The organism is Rhodococcus sp. OS5 (assembly GCF_056837585.1).
On record NZ_CM166368.1, the window covers coordinates 4,699,665 to 4,714,492 of the forward strand.

The 14,828-nt window shown below is 62.9% G+C and carries 18 protein-coding genes and 1 tRNA gene; 7 read left to right on the forward strand and 12 right to left on the reverse strand.

The features are described 5' to 3' along the window. Positions 1–99: 99 nt before the first annotated feature. Complete coding sequence (locus ACVZUB_RS21735; RefSeq protein ID WP_003946253.1) at positions 100–255, reverse strand: hypothetical protein; 156 nt, start codon at positions 253–255, stop codon at positions 100–102. 479 nt (positions 256–734) lie between these two features. Between ACVZUB_RS21735 and ACVZUB_RS21740 the strand changes: the two genes are divergently transcribed. Further along, positions 735–1,151, forward strand: coding sequence for a helix-turn-helix domain-containing protein (locus ACVZUB_RS21740; protein WP_003946231.1), 417 nt, complete (start codon positions 735–737; stop codon positions 1,149–1,151). 60 nt (positions 1,152–1,211) lie between these two features. Here ACVZUB_RS21740 and ACVZUB_RS21745 read toward each other — a convergent pair whose 3' ends face one another. Further along, positions 1,212–2,213, reverse strand: coding sequence for a hypothetical protein (locus ACVZUB_RS21745; RefSeq protein WP_482627756.1), 1,002 nt, complete (start codon positions 2,211–2,213; stop codon positions 1,212–1,214). Further along, positions 2,210–2,710: an ImmA/IrrE family metallo-endopeptidase gene (locus ACVZUB_RS21750; protein WP_003946241.1), complete on the reverse strand. Its 501-nt coding sequence runs from the start codon at positions 2,708–2,710 to the stop codon at positions 2,210–2,212. The genes ACVZUB_RS21745 and ACVZUB_RS21750 overlap by 4 nt, the downstream gene beginning before the upstream one ends. Positions 2,711–2,888: 178 nt before the next feature. Between ACVZUB_RS21750 and ACVZUB_RS21755 the strand changes: the two genes are divergently transcribed. Continuing rightward, positions 2,889–3,713 carry a hypothetical protein gene (locus tag ACVZUB_RS21755; protein WP_482627757.1) on the forward strand — a complete coding sequence of 275 codons (825 nt, stop codon included), beginning with the start codon at positions 2,889–2,891 and terminating at the stop codon, positions 3,711–3,713. A 2-nt stretch (positions 3,714–3,715) separates the two neighbouring features. Then, entirely contained in the window at positions 3,716–3,991 is a 276-nt protein-coding gene (locus ACVZUB_RS21760) for a hypothetical protein (protein ID WP_168798909.1), read from the forward strand. A 292-nt stretch (positions 3,992–4,283) separates the two neighbouring features. On the opposite strand, the gene ACVZUB_RS21765 is transcribed toward ACVZUB_RS21760, so the two are convergent. The 5 genes from ACVZUB_RS21765 to ACVZUB_RS21785 form a co-directional block, all read right to left on the reverse strand. Next, a tRNA-Ala gene (locus ACVZUB_RS21765) sits at positions 4,284–4,359 on the reverse strand. Between the two features lie 102 nt (positions 4,360–4,461). After that, the gene (gene sepX, locus ACVZUB_RS21770; protein WP_007727521.1) at positions 4,462–5,196 is read right to left on the reverse strand and encodes a divisome protein SepX/GlpR; all 735 of its coding nucleotides are present in this window, start codon (positions 5,194–5,196) and stop codon (positions 4,462–4,464) included. Between the two features lie 267 nt (positions 5,197–5,463). Beyond that, positions 5,464–6,099: a GNAT family N-acetyltransferase gene (locus ACVZUB_RS21775; protein ID WP_007727523.1), complete on the reverse strand. Its 636-nt coding sequence runs from the start codon at positions 6,097–6,099 to the stop codon at positions 5,464–5,466. A gap of 21 nt (positions 6,100–6,120) precedes the next feature. Continuing rightward, entirely contained in the window at positions 6,121–7,380 is a 1,260-nt protein-coding gene (gene glp, locus ACVZUB_RS21780; protein ID WP_003946353.1) for a molybdotransferase-like divisome protein Glp, read from the reverse strand. A 125-nt stretch (positions 7,381–7,505) separates the two neighbouring features. Beyond that, positions 7,506–8,417: a UTP--glucose-1-phosphate uridylyltransferase gene (locus ACVZUB_RS21785; RefSeq protein WP_003946415.1), complete on the reverse strand. Its 912-nt coding sequence runs from the start codon at positions 8,415–8,417 to the stop codon at positions 7,506–7,508. 59 nt (positions 8,418–8,476) lie between these two features. Here ACVZUB_RS21785 and ACVZUB_RS21790 point away from each other — a divergent pair, with 59 nt between their 5' ends. From ACVZUB_RS21790 to mscL, 4 genes are all read left to right on the forward strand, one after another. Further along, positions 8,477–9,055: a 5-formyltetrahydrofolate cyclo-ligase gene (locus ACVZUB_RS21790; protein WP_064074033.1), complete on the forward strand. Its 579-nt coding sequence runs from the start codon at positions 8,477–8,479 to the stop codon at positions 9,053–9,055. Between the two features lie 111 nt (positions 9,056–9,166). After that, on the forward strand, positions 9,167–9,478 hold the full coding sequence (locus tag ACVZUB_RS21795; protein ID WP_042921300.1) for an FmdB family zinc ribbon protein: 312 nt from the start codon (positions 9,167–9,169) through the stop codon (positions 9,476–9,478). A gap of 77 nt (positions 9,479–9,555) precedes the next feature. Continuing rightward, positions 9,556–10,302, forward strand: a complete 747-nt coding sequence (locus tag ACVZUB_RS21800; RefSeq protein WP_064687538.1) for an SAF domain-containing protein — start codon at positions 9,556–9,558, stop codon at positions 10,300–10,302. A 99-nt stretch (positions 10,303–10,401) separates the two neighbouring features. Beyond that, positions 10,402–10,824: a large conductance mechanosensitive channel protein MscL gene (mscL, locus tag ACVZUB_RS21805; protein WP_030536328.1), complete on the forward strand. Its 423-nt coding sequence runs from the start codon at positions 10,402–10,404 to the stop codon at positions 10,822–10,824. A 59-nt stretch (positions 10,825–10,883) separates the two neighbouring features. Here mscL and ACVZUB_RS21810 read toward each other — a convergent pair whose 3' ends face one another. The 4 genes from ACVZUB_RS21810 to ACVZUB_RS21825 all read right to left on the reverse strand — a co-directional run bounded on the left by ACVZUB_RS21810 (position 10,884) and on the right by ACVZUB_RS21825 (position 14,774). Further along, positions 10,884–11,060, reverse strand: a complete 177-nt coding sequence (locus tag ACVZUB_RS21810; protein WP_165639126.1) for a hypothetical protein — start codon at positions 11,058–11,060, stop codon at positions 10,884–10,886. A 6-nt stretch (positions 11,061–11,066) separates the two neighbouring features. Then, on the reverse strand, positions 11,067–11,564 hold the full coding sequence (locus tag ACVZUB_RS21815; protein WP_176720912.1) for a MogA/MoaB family molybdenum cofactor biosynthesis protein: 498 nt from the start codon (positions 11,562–11,564) through the stop codon (positions 11,067–11,069). 80 nt (positions 11,565–11,644) lie between these two features. After that, entirely contained in the window at positions 11,645–13,168 is a 1,524-nt protein-coding gene (locus ACVZUB_RS21820; RefSeq protein WP_230587546.1) for a S1C family serine protease, read from the reverse strand. Between the two features lie 226 nt (positions 13,169–13,394). Then, complete coding sequence (locus tag ACVZUB_RS21825; protein WP_020908630.1) at positions 13,395–14,774, reverse strand: HAMP domain-containing sensor histidine kinase; 1,380 nt, start codon at positions 14,772–14,774, stop codon at positions 13,395–13,397. Positions 14,775–14,828 lie beyond the last annotated feature (54 nt).

The window sequence follows — 14,828 nt, forward strand, 5'->3', positions numbered from 1 at the left end:
TACGCACGCACGGTGCGGCCGCCCTGAAACACGCAAGACGACCTGCGGGGCACGGCCGTACTCCGCGCAAACACCGCACAGAGACGACCGCAGCGAGCACTAGAGACGCTGCATCATCTGCTCTTGATAGCCCTTGACCGTACGGTCGAGTTCTTCCGCCGCTACATCGTCCCCACGCTTGCGTGCGTCGTGGGCTCGATCCTGAATTTCACGGATTGCGCGGCGCAATTCATCATCGCTCATCGTGTGTTTCATGTCACAATTCTGCACCCACTCGGAGGGTTTAGCTAGCACAGATCGCAATCCGGCAAACCGTTCAAGGTTCAACCCCGAGGTGATCCGCATGACATCGCAACCAGCCACCCTGATCGCGACCCCAAACCTTCAAACATCGCTTGAACTGCAGTTTTTCAATCGAAATAGTTGTGAAAAACCAGGCTAACGCATAGCTAATATCGCCAAAACGGGTAAAAGGTTTGATATTGGGCAGATTGGCCAAGTACTGGAAGGTTCGAATAGCGCAGTCGTAGCTGCACATTTCCGTGTGGCGGAAACTCAATGTGCGCTGAGACATAGCTGAGCACTCATTGGCCGGACGAATCGAATCTCGGACACATTTGACAACTAGTCCACTAAACAGACTACGGTGAGCTACCGATCGGTTATCCGCGTGATACCGTAGGATTCACTGAACGGACAATTGCTAGCTAGAGAGGATTACGGGGCGGTTCACAATGGCTGACTTTGCAGAACGATTGAACAAACTGTTCGACAGTGTTCATCCTCCGGGGCGCAAACCCCATACCAACGCCGAGGTTGCGGCAGCGCTCATCGAAGACGGCCATCAGATCTCCAAGCCGTACATCTCGCAGCTCCGCTCGGGACAGCGCACCAACCCCTCAGACGAGACAGTCGCAGCCTTCGCCCGGTTCTTCAAGGTGAAGCCCGACTACTTCTTCAACGACATCTACGCAGCCAAGATCGATCACGATCTCGAACTGCTCTCACAGCTCCAAGGCTACGGGCTTCGCCGCCTCTCGAGCCGTGCATTCGACCTCTCGGAAGAATCGCAGAATCTACTCACCACGATGGCTGAAAAGCTCCGCGCGAGTGAAGGTTTGCCAGAGGTTCCGCCTGACGCGTCACGCTGATGTGAACGTGCTGAAGCACTGACTCGATCTCGAGCACTGCAATGACATGGAGTAGGTCGACTACGAACGTCGACCTACTTTTGTCGTTTCATCGAGTACTTTCGCCAACAACAACACCCATCGGCGCGCCGACATCTTCTCAGGAGGCGCAATCCACCTGGTGTCCAACACATCCGAGGCCAAGGGATCGGCGATCCACCCCGCCAAAATCCCCGCGTGTGCAGTGACGGCCCGCGGCGGTTCCTGACCACCGACGTCGAACATCCCGGCGCCGGACTGGATGTACATCGCATCCATGATCTGCGCGATCATGTCCGATGCCCGCAGCACAGACGTACTCCCGGCGCTGTCCGCGTCGACTACCTCGGGGAATCGCTTGACGAGAAGCGCGTGCATCCGCCGCAGCCGGTACAGATCTCGTCGCGCACGTAACCAGGTCTCGAGAAGCACCCACGTGATGCCCAGCGCAATCAGAACACTCGAGGCAGCGATGAACCACACCCCTGCGCCCGTCCAGATATCCGATTCGAGTGCGCCGGTGCCACCGATCGATTCGACAAGCATCACGACGACCACGACGAGCAGGATCGACGAACCGGTCACGATCAACGCGATTCCGCGCCCCAACGGCGCCCACGCAACGTGCCGTAGCCCTGTCGAAATGACAAGGGACAGAGCGACGATGATAAAGATCAGAGCCGGCGCCGGGTAGCCGAAGAGAACCGCGATCGCCACCAGGAGCCCCACCGAGTACAGCACGGTGGCGAGGCCGCGCATAGCCGGACGTGACATCACCGGCCACGCAGACACGGCGCCGACTGCACTGGCCGCAGACAACGCTGTCCACAAGACGATGACGATCATCGCGGCGGCATGCTGCTCCGGCGCAATGCGATCGACGATGTCCCATACCGCCGGCACCATGACCGTCGACGACAATGCGACCGAGAAGCCTGCAAAGACCATCGACATTCGCAACGGCGTCGCGGTGCGCGCGACAACTCGACCCAGTCTCGCGCCGGCTGCAACCCAGACGAGAAGGGCCACAGCCCAAAAGATCATCCGATCGCCTCGTCGTACCGCAACACCGACAGCGGTGTCCCACGGCCACTCATCGTTCGCAGACGCATGATCAACATCGACGCGAACGTCTCGGCTTCCCACTCCGCGATGTCGTCCATCGGCACGGGTTCGTTGCGCCGCAGAGAACGTTGACTCAACATGTAGGCGATCAAATCGTCACTGACCTCGAGCGTCGCCTCGGCGATCTCGGCACCCTCGTGGCGAAACACTATGTGCCCCAACTCATGTGCCAGAGTCCGCTCGACATTGGGTAGTCCGGGAGCCAAAACGATGACGTCGTGGTCGTCGTAGGCCCGGCGCTGACCGCACACTCCGGTGGCGAGAGGGGTTTCCAGATCGATCTCGATCGGGCGCCCACGCTCGCGGGCGACTGTCTGCACCACCGTCAGCAGTGACACTGCCTCCGACGACGCTGCTGCGTCGCATACGGCATCCACCGCGGCCAGAACGCGGCGATGTGAACGTCTGTCCGGCACGACTCACGCACCTCCCTGTGATCCGGGTGCCAGGAATTCGGCACGCGCGGCAGCCAATCGTGCCTTCTGCAGCGATGCTCCGCGGAAAGTCAGTGCTCCCGCACCGGCCGCTACCACTGCCATTCCGCCTACACCGCCGGCGACGGCGGCGGCGTTGAGAATCGGCGGAAGCCCTTGAGTGAACGCCGTCGGAAATGCCTGCGGGTTGTCAGTCGGAGCCGCGACGTTCGGAACGTTCGACGGTACCTGCGGAGCTACGGGTGCGGGTGCGGCCAGAACCTCGGGTGCGGAAGGGGCTGCGACTGCGCCCGGCGCAGCGTTTGCCGGTCCACCGGCAGAGGGTGCAGGCGCTCCGCCGCCCGCTGACGGTCCCTGCGGATCAGACGGTCCAGCCGGCGGAGCCGCTACCGCGGACGACTGCTCGGAACTCGGCTGCGATTCGGAAGGAGACTGTGTCTCGGAGGGTGCTTGGCTCGAAGGACTCTCGGTCTGCGAAGTTGCGTTGGTCGCAGAAGTTGCGTTGGTCGCAGAAGTTGCGTTGGTCGCGGGGGAAGCGCTGCTGCTCGGACGTTGCGACGCCGAAGGGTTGGTCGTGGGCTCAGTCGTGGTCGTGGGCACAGTCGTCGTGGGCTCAGTCGTCGTGGGCTCAGTCGTCGTCGGCTCAGTCGTCGTGGTCGGCTCAGTCGTCGTGGTCGGCTCAGTCGTCGTGGTCGGCTCAGTCGTGGTCGTCGGCTCAGTCGTCGTGGTCGGCTCAGTCGTGGTCGTCGGCTCAGTCGTCGTGGTCGGCTCAGTCGTCGTGGTCGGCTCAGTCGTGGTCGTCGGCTCAGTCGTGGTCGTCGGCTCAGTCGTCGTGGTCGGCTCAGTCGTCGTCGGCTCAGTCGTCGTGGTCGGCTCAGTCGTCGTCGGCTCAGTCGTCGTGGTCGGCTCAGTCGTCGTCGGCTCAGTCGTCGTCGGCTCAGTCGTCGTGGTCGGTGTCGGAATTACGGTCGTGCCGCAGTTGTGACGGTGACAATGCCAGCCATAGTTGCCGTTGCCGTTGTTGCCGCCACCGTTGCCGTTGTGACCGCCACCGTTGCCGTTGTTATTGCCGCCGTTGCCGTTGTGACCGCCACCGTTGCCGTTGTTATTGCCGCCGTTGTTGCCGTAATTGCCGTTTCCATTGCCGTTGTTGCCACCACCGCTGTTGCCGCCAGGTTGGGCGGCGACGATGGCGGGGAAGACCGATACGGCAAGGACGCCGATACCCATCAGGCACATCACAGCAACAAGCATCATCGCTAGCCGTCGTGGCTGGCTCATCGACATTCCTCCCCGACACATACGTCCGACCTGCGGAAAACTGCGGCAGACTCACCGTGCCTATCGCACCGGACACACCCTCGTTACATTTCCGGCAAACATGTATCCGCCCAAGGATCATCCCTCACTTGGAAGCTCAACGGTCCGGATCAGCGGTCGCAATCGTATGAAACGGCGCACACTCAGATCGAATCTTCGCAATTCGGGCAGGCCCTGAAAATGCAGGAAAGGGTCGTTCAACTTTCGTTGAAAGACCCTTTTCGCTGGTACTTCTTGGTGGAGCTGAGGGGAATCGAACCCCTGACCTCTTCGATGCGAACGAAGCGCGCTACCAACTGCGCCACAGCCCCGTGCCACCGCCTCAGCGGTGCTCGGCAACTCTAACAGGAACGAATACTCCCGTTGGAATCACCCGACACGAACTTTCGGCCCGACGAGATCGGCCCAGAAGATCACTGACCGGACGCGCGACGCATCTCGGTGTGCCTGATCTCTTCTTCGTAGTGATCCAGGTGATCGAACACCGGATCTTCGTCGTCGACCTCGAGGACAACCGCTCCTGGCCGACGCAGTCGCGCCGGAATCAGGCGAAGCTCTTCGTCGGTGTGCGATTCGACTCCGAGTCGCGATCGGTTGAGGCGTTCGGTACGACGGCGGCGAATCTCTTGCTCGATCCGAACCTGCCGACGCAAGTACGCCATGTACCCGCCGAGGCCGCACACGGTCAGCGCAAACAACCACCACACCATCGGCGAGATGATCAATGCGAGAGCGCCCGAGAGAATCGCGACGAACGCAAGTCCCAGCAACGTCCGCTGACGGAATGCATACCGCGCCTCCCGGGCGATGGCATCCGCTTCGGGGTCGAATCCGCCTCGGCCGCGCCGAACCGGAACAAATTCTCCGACCGGTGCACGACCGCCGGCGTAGTCGTCTTCTGCGTGAGTGTCCATCTGGTCCTCCGCGTCGTAGCTGCTGCGCACTGGTTCTGGTTGCCAGTTCGGATCGCTTCGATGTCCTGCTGCCGGCCCGCGCTGAACAGGGTTGCTGTCACCGCGGTGGAGTACTCGAGTCGCGAGTGCCGCGTCACTCGTCTGCCGGATCCTGGGGCGCTTGTTGACAAGCATCGGCACCAGGACGAACAGCCACACGGCCACCAGCCCGATCCACACGAATGAGCTAGGCATGCCGCGGCCTCCTCCCGATCACCTACCAGCACCTATGCCAGCCGTTGACGAGTCAAGGTTAACGGCCGACGCCCTCGCATCGTTGCCGACGCGCCGAACCCCACCATACTCATGTGTCACACGCGTACCGAACTGAACTTCCGGTTCAGTCCCAAAAGTTTCAAGTTCTGGTTGAATCAAAAACCACATTTTCCCGACCGAAAGTAGGACTACTCAGCGGTAACTGCTGTTTAGCTCGCGTTTCTCACGCTTCTGGCGCCGTCTTCGTCACACCCACGAAGCGCGTCCGGACCGCACCAATCTGTCGACGACGGTGGTGGGTACTTCCTCGATGGTCATTCCGACCAGAAGATGATCACGCCATTGGCCGTCGACATCGAGGTAGCGCTTGAGAAGACCTTCCTCCCGGAACCCAACATTTCGTAGGACTGCGCGACTCGACGCGTTCTCCGGCCGAACAGTGGCCTCCACTCGATGCAGACCGACCTTCGAGAATGCGTGATCGAGTGTGAGTGCAACGGCAGCTGTGGCTACGCCCCCACCGGTCACGTGCGAGGCAACCCAATAGCCCACCCAGGCGGACCGCAGAGCGCCGCGCACCACATTTCCGATGGTGACCTGCCCGCAGTACTTCCCGTCGAGTTCGATCACCAGGGGAAGGATCCTGCCCTTGCGCGCTTCGGAGCGAAGGTTTCCGCACAGGGACGGCCAGACGGTGATGTGGTGGCGAGCATCCCAGGGCGATTCTCCGGTGGGCTCCCACGGCTCGAGGTGCTCGCGATCGCGAATGCGGAGACGACTCCATACCGCAGCGTCACGGAGCTTCACGGGGCGGACGGTCACCACTCCCGCGGGCACTCGCAGCGGGCCGAGATCTTCCGGCCATCCTGGATGGACTGACATCACACCCCACTCGGGTCGGCGTTACCCACGTTGGGCGAGAAAAGCTACGTCGACTTCTTCACCGATGTGCACTTCGGTGACGTCTCGATCGACCAGAACCAAGCAATTGGCTTCCGCCAAGGTCGCGAGGAGATGTGAGGACGCACCGGGCGCACCCCCGAGGGCCTGCACGAGGTACTCCCCTGTCGCTTCGTCACGCATCAGCTGACCACGCAGAAAACCCTTGCGATCGGCAATCGACGTGATCGTTCCCACTGTCCGCGCCTTCACTACTCGCCGCATCGGCTGGCGGCGTCCGAGCGCGATTCTGATCAGCGGGCGAACCATGACTTCGAATACCACCAGTGCGCTGACCGGGTTGGACGGTAGGAGAAAGGTCGGAACCTCGTCCCTTCCCAGCTTTCCGAAGCCTTGCACCGATCCCGGATGCATGGCAACGCGCTCCACCTCGAGTGTCCCCAGGTCGGCAAGCGCCTCACGAACCTCGTCGGACGCTCCGCCGCCCACGGCACCGGCGATGACAACGATTTCCGAGCGAATCAGCTGTCCCTCGACTACTTCGCGAAGACGACGCGAGTCGTTGCCTGCGATTCCCACACGGTTGACGTCGGCGCCGGCATCGCGCGCTGCGGCGGCGAGGGCATACGAATTGACGTCGTAAACCTGACCAGGCCCCGGCGTGCGATCCACGTCGACGAGTTCTCCACCGACGCTGATGACGGAGAGGCGCGGACGGGGATGGACGAGTACTTTGTCGCGGCCGACCGCGGCGAGCAACCCGACCTGTGCGGCTCCGATGATGGTGCCTGCCCGAACGGCCACGTCGCCCGGCTGGACGTCGTCGCCTGCACGGCGAACGTAATCGCCCGAACGCACCGGCTCGAAGATCCGAACGCGAGCGCGACCACCGTCGGTGTTCTCGAGGGGAAGAACTGCGTCGGCCAGCGTGGGCAAAGGCGCGCCGGTGTCGACTCGGACGGCCTGGCGAGGTTGCAAGCGGATCGGTTGGCGTGAGCCCGCCGTCACCTCACCGACCACCGGCAAGCTGAGGTCGGTAGGCTCGCCGTCCTCGCCTCGGAGGTCGGCTCCGGCGCCGGCGACATCGACACTGCGAACCGCGTAACCGTCGATGGCAGCTTGATCGAATCCCGGCAATGGGCGTTCGGTCACCACTTCCTCGGCACACAGCAGTCCCTGCGCCTCCGAGATGGCGACCCGAACCGGACGGGGTGCCACTGCAGCAGCGGTAACCCTGGTCTGCTGCTCCTCAACCGACCGCATCTGGTCCGCGTCCTCCTGTGTCTGGAAATTCGGTGATATCCGTCAGCTCATGATGCCTTGCCGCCGAAAAGGGACAAGCACATTGATACTGCGTTATCGGGCGATCAACCACCGTGGCGACACGCTCAGCGGTCGAGCCGATCCGCGAGCCACTTACGCAAGGACGGGCCGTAATCGTCACTGTCGAGCGCCAGGTCCACCGAAGCGCGGAGGTACCCGCCGGGGTTGCCCAGGTCATGACGCGTTCCGCGGTGCACCACCACGTGAACCGGATGGCCCTCGGAAATCAGGAGAGCGATGGCGTCGGTGAGTTGCAACTCACCGCCGGCTCCCGGCTCGATGCGACGAAGTGCGTCGAAGATCGCACGATCGAGCAGATAGCGACCTGCAGCGGCAAAGGTCGACGGCGCGTCTTCCACAGCCGGCTTCTCGACCATGCCGACGACCTTGAGGACGTCGGGATTGACCGCGTCGGGAACGATCTCGACGTCGAAGACGCCGTAAGCGCTGACTGCGTCTTTCGGGACGTCGATTGCACAGAGAACGGATCCGCCGCGCTTGGCCCGAACTCGCGCCATGATCTCCAGGACGCCACGCGGTAGTACGAGATCATCGGGCAGAAGGACCGCGATGGCATCTTCGTCGTCGTCGAGAACCGACTCGACGCAACCGACTGCATGCCCGAGGCCGAGGGGCTGCTCCTGAATCACGGAGTCGACTTCGAGCAAACCCGGCGCTTTGCGCACCTTCGCCAGGGCAGCGAGTTTTCCGCTTGCTTCCAGCTTGCTTTCGAGCACGAGATCCTCGACGAAGTGGGCAACCACGCCGTCTTTGCCCGGGGACGTCACGATGACGAGCCGCTCGGCTCCCGAGTCCGCAGCTTCACCTGCCACCAGTTCGATACCCGGTGTGTCCACGACCGGCAGCAATTCTTTCGGAACCGTCTTGGTGGCAGGCAGGAAACGCGTACCAAGTCCGGCTGCGGGAACCACGGCCGTACGGAAGGCCCTCGTGCTGCTAGCGACAACGTCTGTCATGCCAACACCTTAGCCGCCGCTTGTTACCGCTCGGTCAGCACGACGAATATCGTTGCGGGGTGACACCTCAGACAAAAGCACAATGGCGACAAATCACACTCGCAGCACGTGATGCAGTCTCCGAGCACACTCGAAACACGGAAACTGCGGCGTTGATCACGCACATACGTTCAGTGATTGTCGACGGCTCGGTCGTCTGTGCGTACGTCCCCACCCGCACCGAACCAGGATCCACCGATTTGCTCGACGCCGTTGCCGAGATCGCTCAGCGTGTACTACTTCCGATCACCGGGGAGCCGGGACCGTTGTCCTGGGTCGAGTACAGCGGCGCGGACGGTTTGCGCCCCGCGAAGTACGGCATTCGAGAGCCTGTCGGACCCGTCCTACCACCGGAAACCCTGTCCGACGTGGAATGCATGCTTGTCCCTGCTCTCGCGGTGGATCTTCGCGGAACACGCCTCGGCCGTGGCGCAGGCTTCTACGACCGGACGCTCGGGTCGGTCGGACCACAGACTCGGCTCGTGGCAATTGTCAGAGACTCCGAACTCGTCGAGGCCTTGCCTGCCGACGACCACGACATTCCCATGGGCTGGGCATTGACGCCAAGCGGCGGTCTCACGCCGCTCCAAGGCGATTGATCTGCGGGAATAGATCCCTGATTAGCGCTGTTGGCACTGTCACTTGTAGAGTGCTAAAGGCTGCGGTGTAAATACGCGGCTGCTCGAACATCACAGTGCGGAGGAAGCCCGGTGCCCACCTACTCATACGCATGTACGGAATGTGACAACCGTTTCGACATCGTCCAGTCCTTCAGCGAAGATTCGCTGACGGTCTGCCCAGCTTGCTCAGGCAAGCTCCGCAAGCTGTTCAACTCTGTTGGCATCGTGTTCAAGGGCAGCGGCTTCTACCGCACCGACAGCCGCGGCGGCTCCGGGACTGCGAGCGAGCCCGCCAAGAGTGATTCGGCACCCGCTACGAAGTCCGAGTCCAAGTCGGACTCCTCGTCGACATCGAGTTCGTCGACCAGCACGCCGGCGCCCGCAAAGGCTGCCGCGAGCTGATTTCCACAACCTCCGGGTTGTCCACAGGTTCACATTGTCAGGGCCGGAAGCACCGCTTCCGGCCCTAACGTGCATGAATGCCGTCAGCACGTTCTCGCTCGCCGAGGCGCTCCGATCCACTGCGCGCCCAACTCGATCTCAGCCCGAGCACCTTCGATCGCGTCGTCGAACTGACACGGGGCACACGATTCCGCACGGCGACAGTCCGTAAGATCGCAGCCGTTGTCCTCGCCACACTCGGCGTTGTTCTCTTCTTTCGAGGCGATCCCGCGACCGATACGGTCGCCGTAGTTGTCTCGAGCCGCGATCTCACTCCGGGGCAGGTGATTGCGGATTCGGATGTCGAGATGCGAGAGATCGACTCGAAACAACTTCCCGAAGGAGTTGTCTCCGACACCGACCTGGTGGTCGGAAGAACCGTTGCCGGCCCGATTCGCTCCGGAGAAACCGTCACCGACGTGCGCGTTCTCAGCCCACGGCTGGCCGGGTTGTCGGTAGGAACCGACGACGCCCGCATCGTCCCCGTCCGATTGGCCGATGCGGCCGTCGCGGACATGTTGCGCAGCGGGGACGTCGTCGACGTCCTGACCGTCGGCCCTGACACATCCCGCCCAGACACACCCCACCCCGACACACCCAACGAATCAATTGCCGACAAGGCCCCACAAATTCTTGCGGCAGGAGCGGTAGTCGCGTTGGTCACCACGTCGGAAAGTACACGTAACCAGCAGGAACAGGTGATTTTGCTGGCCCTGCCGACACCAGCAGCCAACGTCGTAGCCGCGGCATCTCTGTCCAATGCGATCACCGTGACATTCCGCTGACCGCACAAAGCGTCCGAAGCTCCTCTAGGATTTTTCCAGTCGGTTCGGTATCAACGGACCATCTGGCACTTGCCATCGGAGACTCGAGGGGACACCGACATGCTCAAGGGATTCAAGGACTTCCTGCTTCGCGGAAACGTGCTCGACCTGGCCGTCGCAGTGGTCATCGGCGCGGCCTTCACCGCCATCGTGACTGCCTTCACCAGCAATATCATCAACCCACTTGTCGCTTCGATTGGCGGAGCCAACGAATACGGGTGGGGCATTCAGCTGACGGGTGACTCCGCTGAGACGTTCCTGAACTTCGGTGCGGTCGTCACCGCGATCATCAACTTCATCATCATCGCAGCGGTCGTCTACTTCGTGCTGATCGTCCCTGCGAATGCGGCGAAGAAGAAGTTCGTCTCCGAGCCCGAGGACAAGGAAGCCAGCGAAACCGATCTGCTCATCCAGATCCGCGACATCCTCTCGGCCAATGCCGGTGGCGCCGACACGGGAGCGCACGCCAAGACTCTCGAATAGGCAGTGCCCACAGATCAAATCAGGCCCTCGGACAATTGTCCGGGGGCCTGATTTACTTCTCAACCCCCGTGGTGCGGGGGCCGCTGACTGCGCAGCCAGTCGTCGTCCGAGGACCGCGAGGATCCCTCGGGACCCCGCTCGTCCGACGTCGTCTCGGGAAAGACGTCCCCGAAGATGCGCGCCAGGCGCTTCTTGTCGACTGACGGCTTCTTCGGGGTATCTCGTTGCTCCGACAAGCTGTCTCAGCCCTCGAGGCTGGAGAGCTCGGCGATCACGTGACTCGCCAAAGCCGTCAGGGTTGCCATGCCGTCGCGAATTGCCGGCCTGGTCGACGCCAGATTGGCGACCACGGTGCTTCCCGAAACTCCGACGAGGCCGCGGGACAAGCCTGCTTCGAGCGATCCGGCCGAAAGACCGGAAGCACGAAGTGCTTCGGCAATTCCCGGGATCTCGCGATCGAGAACCTCAGCGGTCACGTCAGGAGTGACGTCACGCGGGGATACCCCGGTACCGCCGACCGAGATGACGAGGTCGACGCCACCGATGACTGCGGTGTTGAGAGCGTTGCGGATCTCCACTTCGTCGGCGGCGACGGCGACCGTCGCATCGACGAGAAAACCCGCTTCGTTCAGCAGTTCCGTGACCAGTGGACCGATGGAGTCGGTGTTGTCGCCGTGGGCTGTGCGATCGTCGACGATGACGACCAGAGCGCGGCCGGCCGATGTGGCTTCGAGTTCCATGACTCCTACCGTAGTGTCCGATCCCGACGCCGTTGCGATCTGGCCGAAGATCGGGTCGATCGTCTGCTGATCGCCGAACATCATCGACCGCCCTGCGCTGCCGCGGTTCCCAACGTGACGTCGACGGTCTTGGTCTGCCCGCCGTCGCTGTACGTGATCGAGACCTTGTCGCCGGGAGCATGTGAACGCACTGCCGCGATCAGCGAATCACCATCTGCGACAACACGATCGTCGACCTTGGTGATGACTGCACCCTTCGGGATACCGGCCTTGGCTGCCGGCCCGTCAGCAGTGACATCCATGACGGTTGCGCCGTCGGCGTTGTCCTGCGACGGCACGGTCACGCCGATCATGGCCTGAGTCGCCTTGCCGGTCTTGATCAGTTCGTCGGCGACGCGGCGTGCCTGATCGATCGGGATGGCGAAACCGAGGCCGATCGAACCGCCTTGGGTACCCGACGACGCTCCGAGCGAGGCGATCGCCGTGTTGATGCCGATCAGCTGGCCGTCCATGTTGACGAGGGCGCCACCGGAGTTGCCGGGGTTGATCGCTGCGTCGGTCTGCAGAGCGTCGATGACGGTGTTCTGGTTGCCGGACTCGCCGCTCGTGGACACCGGGCGATCGAGTGCGGAGATGATGCCTTCGGTGACCGTGCCGGCCAGGCCGAGTGGGGACCCGACGGCAACCACCTGCTGTCCGACCTGGACGTCGCCGGAGTTGCCGAGATCGATGGGGGTGAGGTCGTTGCGACCGTCGACCTTGATGACGGCGATGTCGGAGACGGGGTCGGCACCGACCAGAGTGGCCGAGGCCTTGGTTCCGTCGGAGAACGCAACGCGAAGTTGCGCTCCCTGTGCGCCGGCAACGTGGTTGTTGGTCAGGATCAGACCGTCGGAGGACAGGATGACACCGGAGCCCTCACCCCCCTGTCCCTGCGCGGTGGCTACCTCGATCTGCACGACGCTGGGCACGACCTTCGAGGCAACGGCCTGAACCGAGCCGGCGGGAGCGTTGGACGTGTTGGTCGCAGTGGGCTTCGGAGCGTTCAGAGAGTTGGTGACCGTCGCGGTTCCACCGTTGCGGTCCGCGACGACTGCGCCGACCACGCCACCGACACCACCACTGACCAGGACCAGGGCGAGAGCGCCGGCAACCAGCGCCATGCGTCCCGACTTCGGCTTGGTGGTGGTCGAACCGGAGTTCGGCCCCTGCAGCGGTGCGGGGATCTGGTTGTGGCCGCCGCCCGGGCCGTTCGGACCGCCGGGGCCACCAGGGTTGGGTGCGCCGTACGGGGCGCTCTGCTGGTACGCGGCCTCATGGGCACCGTGCGGGTGGCCGAAAGCCTGCGTGGGCTGCTGCTGTGCCTGCCCGAAGGCTTCGGTGGGCCGGCCTTCAGTGGGTCGGGCTTCGGCGGGTCGGGCGAACGATTCGGTCGGCTGGTACGGCTGCTGAGGCGCCTGCCCCTGAGGCTGCTGCGGCGGCACGGGAGGCTGTGCCTGAGGTGCTGTCGGCTGCGCTTGAGGTGCTGTCGGCTGCGCCTGGGTGGTGGGCTCGCTGTTGGGCTGCTCGGGCCGGGTCGGCCCGACGTTACGGTCCTCGGTCATCGGCTCGCTTTCGTCTACGGTGACCACCGGACGGGCAGTCACAACTGTTCTGCCGACAATGCTGCCTTGCGCTGCTGAGAAGGCGCTGAGACGTGCCTGTCACTTTACCCAGAGTTCGACGTGAAAAACCGGTGTTGTCGGTTCGGCCCGAAAGACTTTCGGGCCGAACGCATTAAGCCGTGACGTCAGTCACCGAAGCGAGGGACCAACGGGTCTACAGAACACGCTACTCGGCACTCGGCCCCGGTTCACCGGGAAGCACGATACGAACAAGCGCTCCCCCACGATCGGATTCGTCGATCGCGATGGTGCCGCCGTGCTTGACGACGACCTGACGCACAATCGCAAGTCCCAGACCCGATCCCGGCATCGAACGTGCCGCAGTCGACCGGTAGAAACGATCGAACACCAACTCCCGATCCTCCTCCGGAATGCCAGGTCCCGCATCACTTACGGTCAATTCCAACAATCCTTGACCCACCGGACGCATTTCGACGCGTACCTGTTCGCCCTTCGGACTCCACTTCGCAGCGTTGTCCAGGACGTTCAACACGGCACGCGACAGGCCCGCTTGATCTCCGTAGACGTACCACGGAGTGGTGACCGCCTCGAACTCGATTTCGTTGCGCCTGCGCCGCGCTCGTTCGAGCGCACGCTCGACGACGTCGCTGACGTCGACGCGCTCGTACACGGTTTCGGGTGCGTCTTCACGGGCCAGGTCGACGAGGTCGCCGACCAGAGTCGACAGTTCCTCGATCTGCGCAACGACATCGGCACGAAGTTCTGCCATGTCCTCGTCGGGAATCTGCGGCGCACCGGGGCGACTTGACGCGATCAGCAATTCCATGTTGGTGCGCAACGAAGTCAACGGCGTCCGCAACTCGTGTCCGGCGTCCGCGACGAGGCGCGACTGACGCTCACGGGACTCGGCGAGCGCCCGCAGCATCGTGTTGAAACTCTCTGTCAGGCGCGCCAATTCGTCGCTGCCGGTAACGGGGATCTGCGTCAGATCGTCGGTCCGAGCGACTCGTTCGGTGGCAGCAGTCAGCCTGGCAATAGGTCGTAAACCGGTGCGGCCCACGGTAGTACCCGCCACCGCCGCAAGTATGACGCCACACCCGCCGACCACGAAGAGCACCCAGGCCAGACGGTCCAGTACCGCAACGGTCGGCGCGAGCCGCTGACCGATCACCAAAGTGCTTCCGTCATGGGTTCGTTGAGCCAGCACTCGCTGACCGTCGACCGTTCGCAGCGAGGAATCCGATTCGCCACGCGCTACGGCGTCTTCGGCTTCACCGATCGGCACGTCGGAACCGGGCGGCTGGTACGTGCTCAGGTCCGAGAAGATCAGGGCCACACTGATGTCGGTGGTGTACAGCGTCGCACCGGAGATGTAGCGAGGATCGAATCGCACGACATTGCTGTCGATCAGCACCGCTGCCCTGGTACGCAACTGGTGATCGACGTCCGCGTAGAGCGCACGCGAAACCACCGCGTAGGCAGCGATCGCCATGACTGCGACGGCAATGGCCACCACCGACGCGGCGAGCAGCGTCACACGCCAACGCAATGACACCGAACGGGTCAGTGGCATCGGCGGGCGCATTTCGACGGACGCTTGGGTGGTGGAGGATTTCTTAGGTTCGGCGTTCTTGCCGAA

Excerpts from the sequence above, each read along its gene's own strand:
- ACVZUB_RS21740 (WP_003946231.1), top strand. The coding sequence starts at position 735 with ATGGCTGACTTTGCAGAACGATTGAACAAACTGTTCGACAGTGTTCAT.
- ACVZUB_RS21820 (WP_230587546.1), bottom strand. The coding sequence starts at position 13,168 with ATGACCGAGGACCGTAACGTCGGGCCGACCCGGCCCGAGCAGCCCAAC.
- ACVZUB_RS21815 (WP_176720912.1), bottom strand. The coding sequence starts at position 11,564 with ATGGAACTCGAAGCCACATCGGCCGGCCGCGCTCTGGTCGTCATCGTC.
- sepX (WP_007727521.1), bottom strand. The coding sequence starts at position 5,196 with ATGCCTAGCTCATTCGTGTGGATCGGGCTGGTGGCCGTGTGGCTGTTC.
- mscL (WP_030536328.1), top strand. The coding sequence starts at position 10,402 with ATGCTCAAGGGATTCAAGGACTTCCTGCTTCGCGGAAACGTGCTCGAC.
- glp (WP_003946353.1), bottom strand. The coding sequence starts at position 7,380 with ATGCGGTCGGTTGAGGAGCAGCAGACCAGGGTTACCGCTGCTGCAGTG.
- ACVZUB_RS21785 (WP_003946415.1), bottom strand. The coding sequence starts at position 8,417 with ATGACAGACGTTGTCGCTAGCAGCACGAGGGCCTTCCGTACGGCCGTG.
- ACVZUB_RS21745 (WP_482627756.1), bottom strand. The coding sequence starts at position 2,213 with ATGATCTTTTGGGCTGTGGCCCTTCTCGTCTGGGTTGCAGCCGGCGCG.
- ACVZUB_RS21775 (WP_007727523.1), bottom strand. The coding sequence starts at position 6,099 with ATGTCAGTCCATCCAGGATGGCCGGAAGATCTCGGCCCGCTGCGAGTG.
- ACVZUB_RS21825 (WP_020908630.1), bottom strand. The coding sequence starts at position 14,774 with ATGCGCCCGCCGATGCCACTGACCCGTTCGGTGTCATTGCGTTGGCGT.
- ACVZUB_RS21735 (WP_003946253.1), bottom strand. The coding sequence starts at position 255 with ATGAAACACACGATGAGCGATGATGAATTGCGCCGCGCAATCCGTGAA.
- ACVZUB_RS21800 (WP_064687538.1), top strand. The coding sequence starts at position 9,556 with ATGCCGTCAGCACGTTCTCGCTCGCCGAGGCGCTCCGATCCACTGCGC.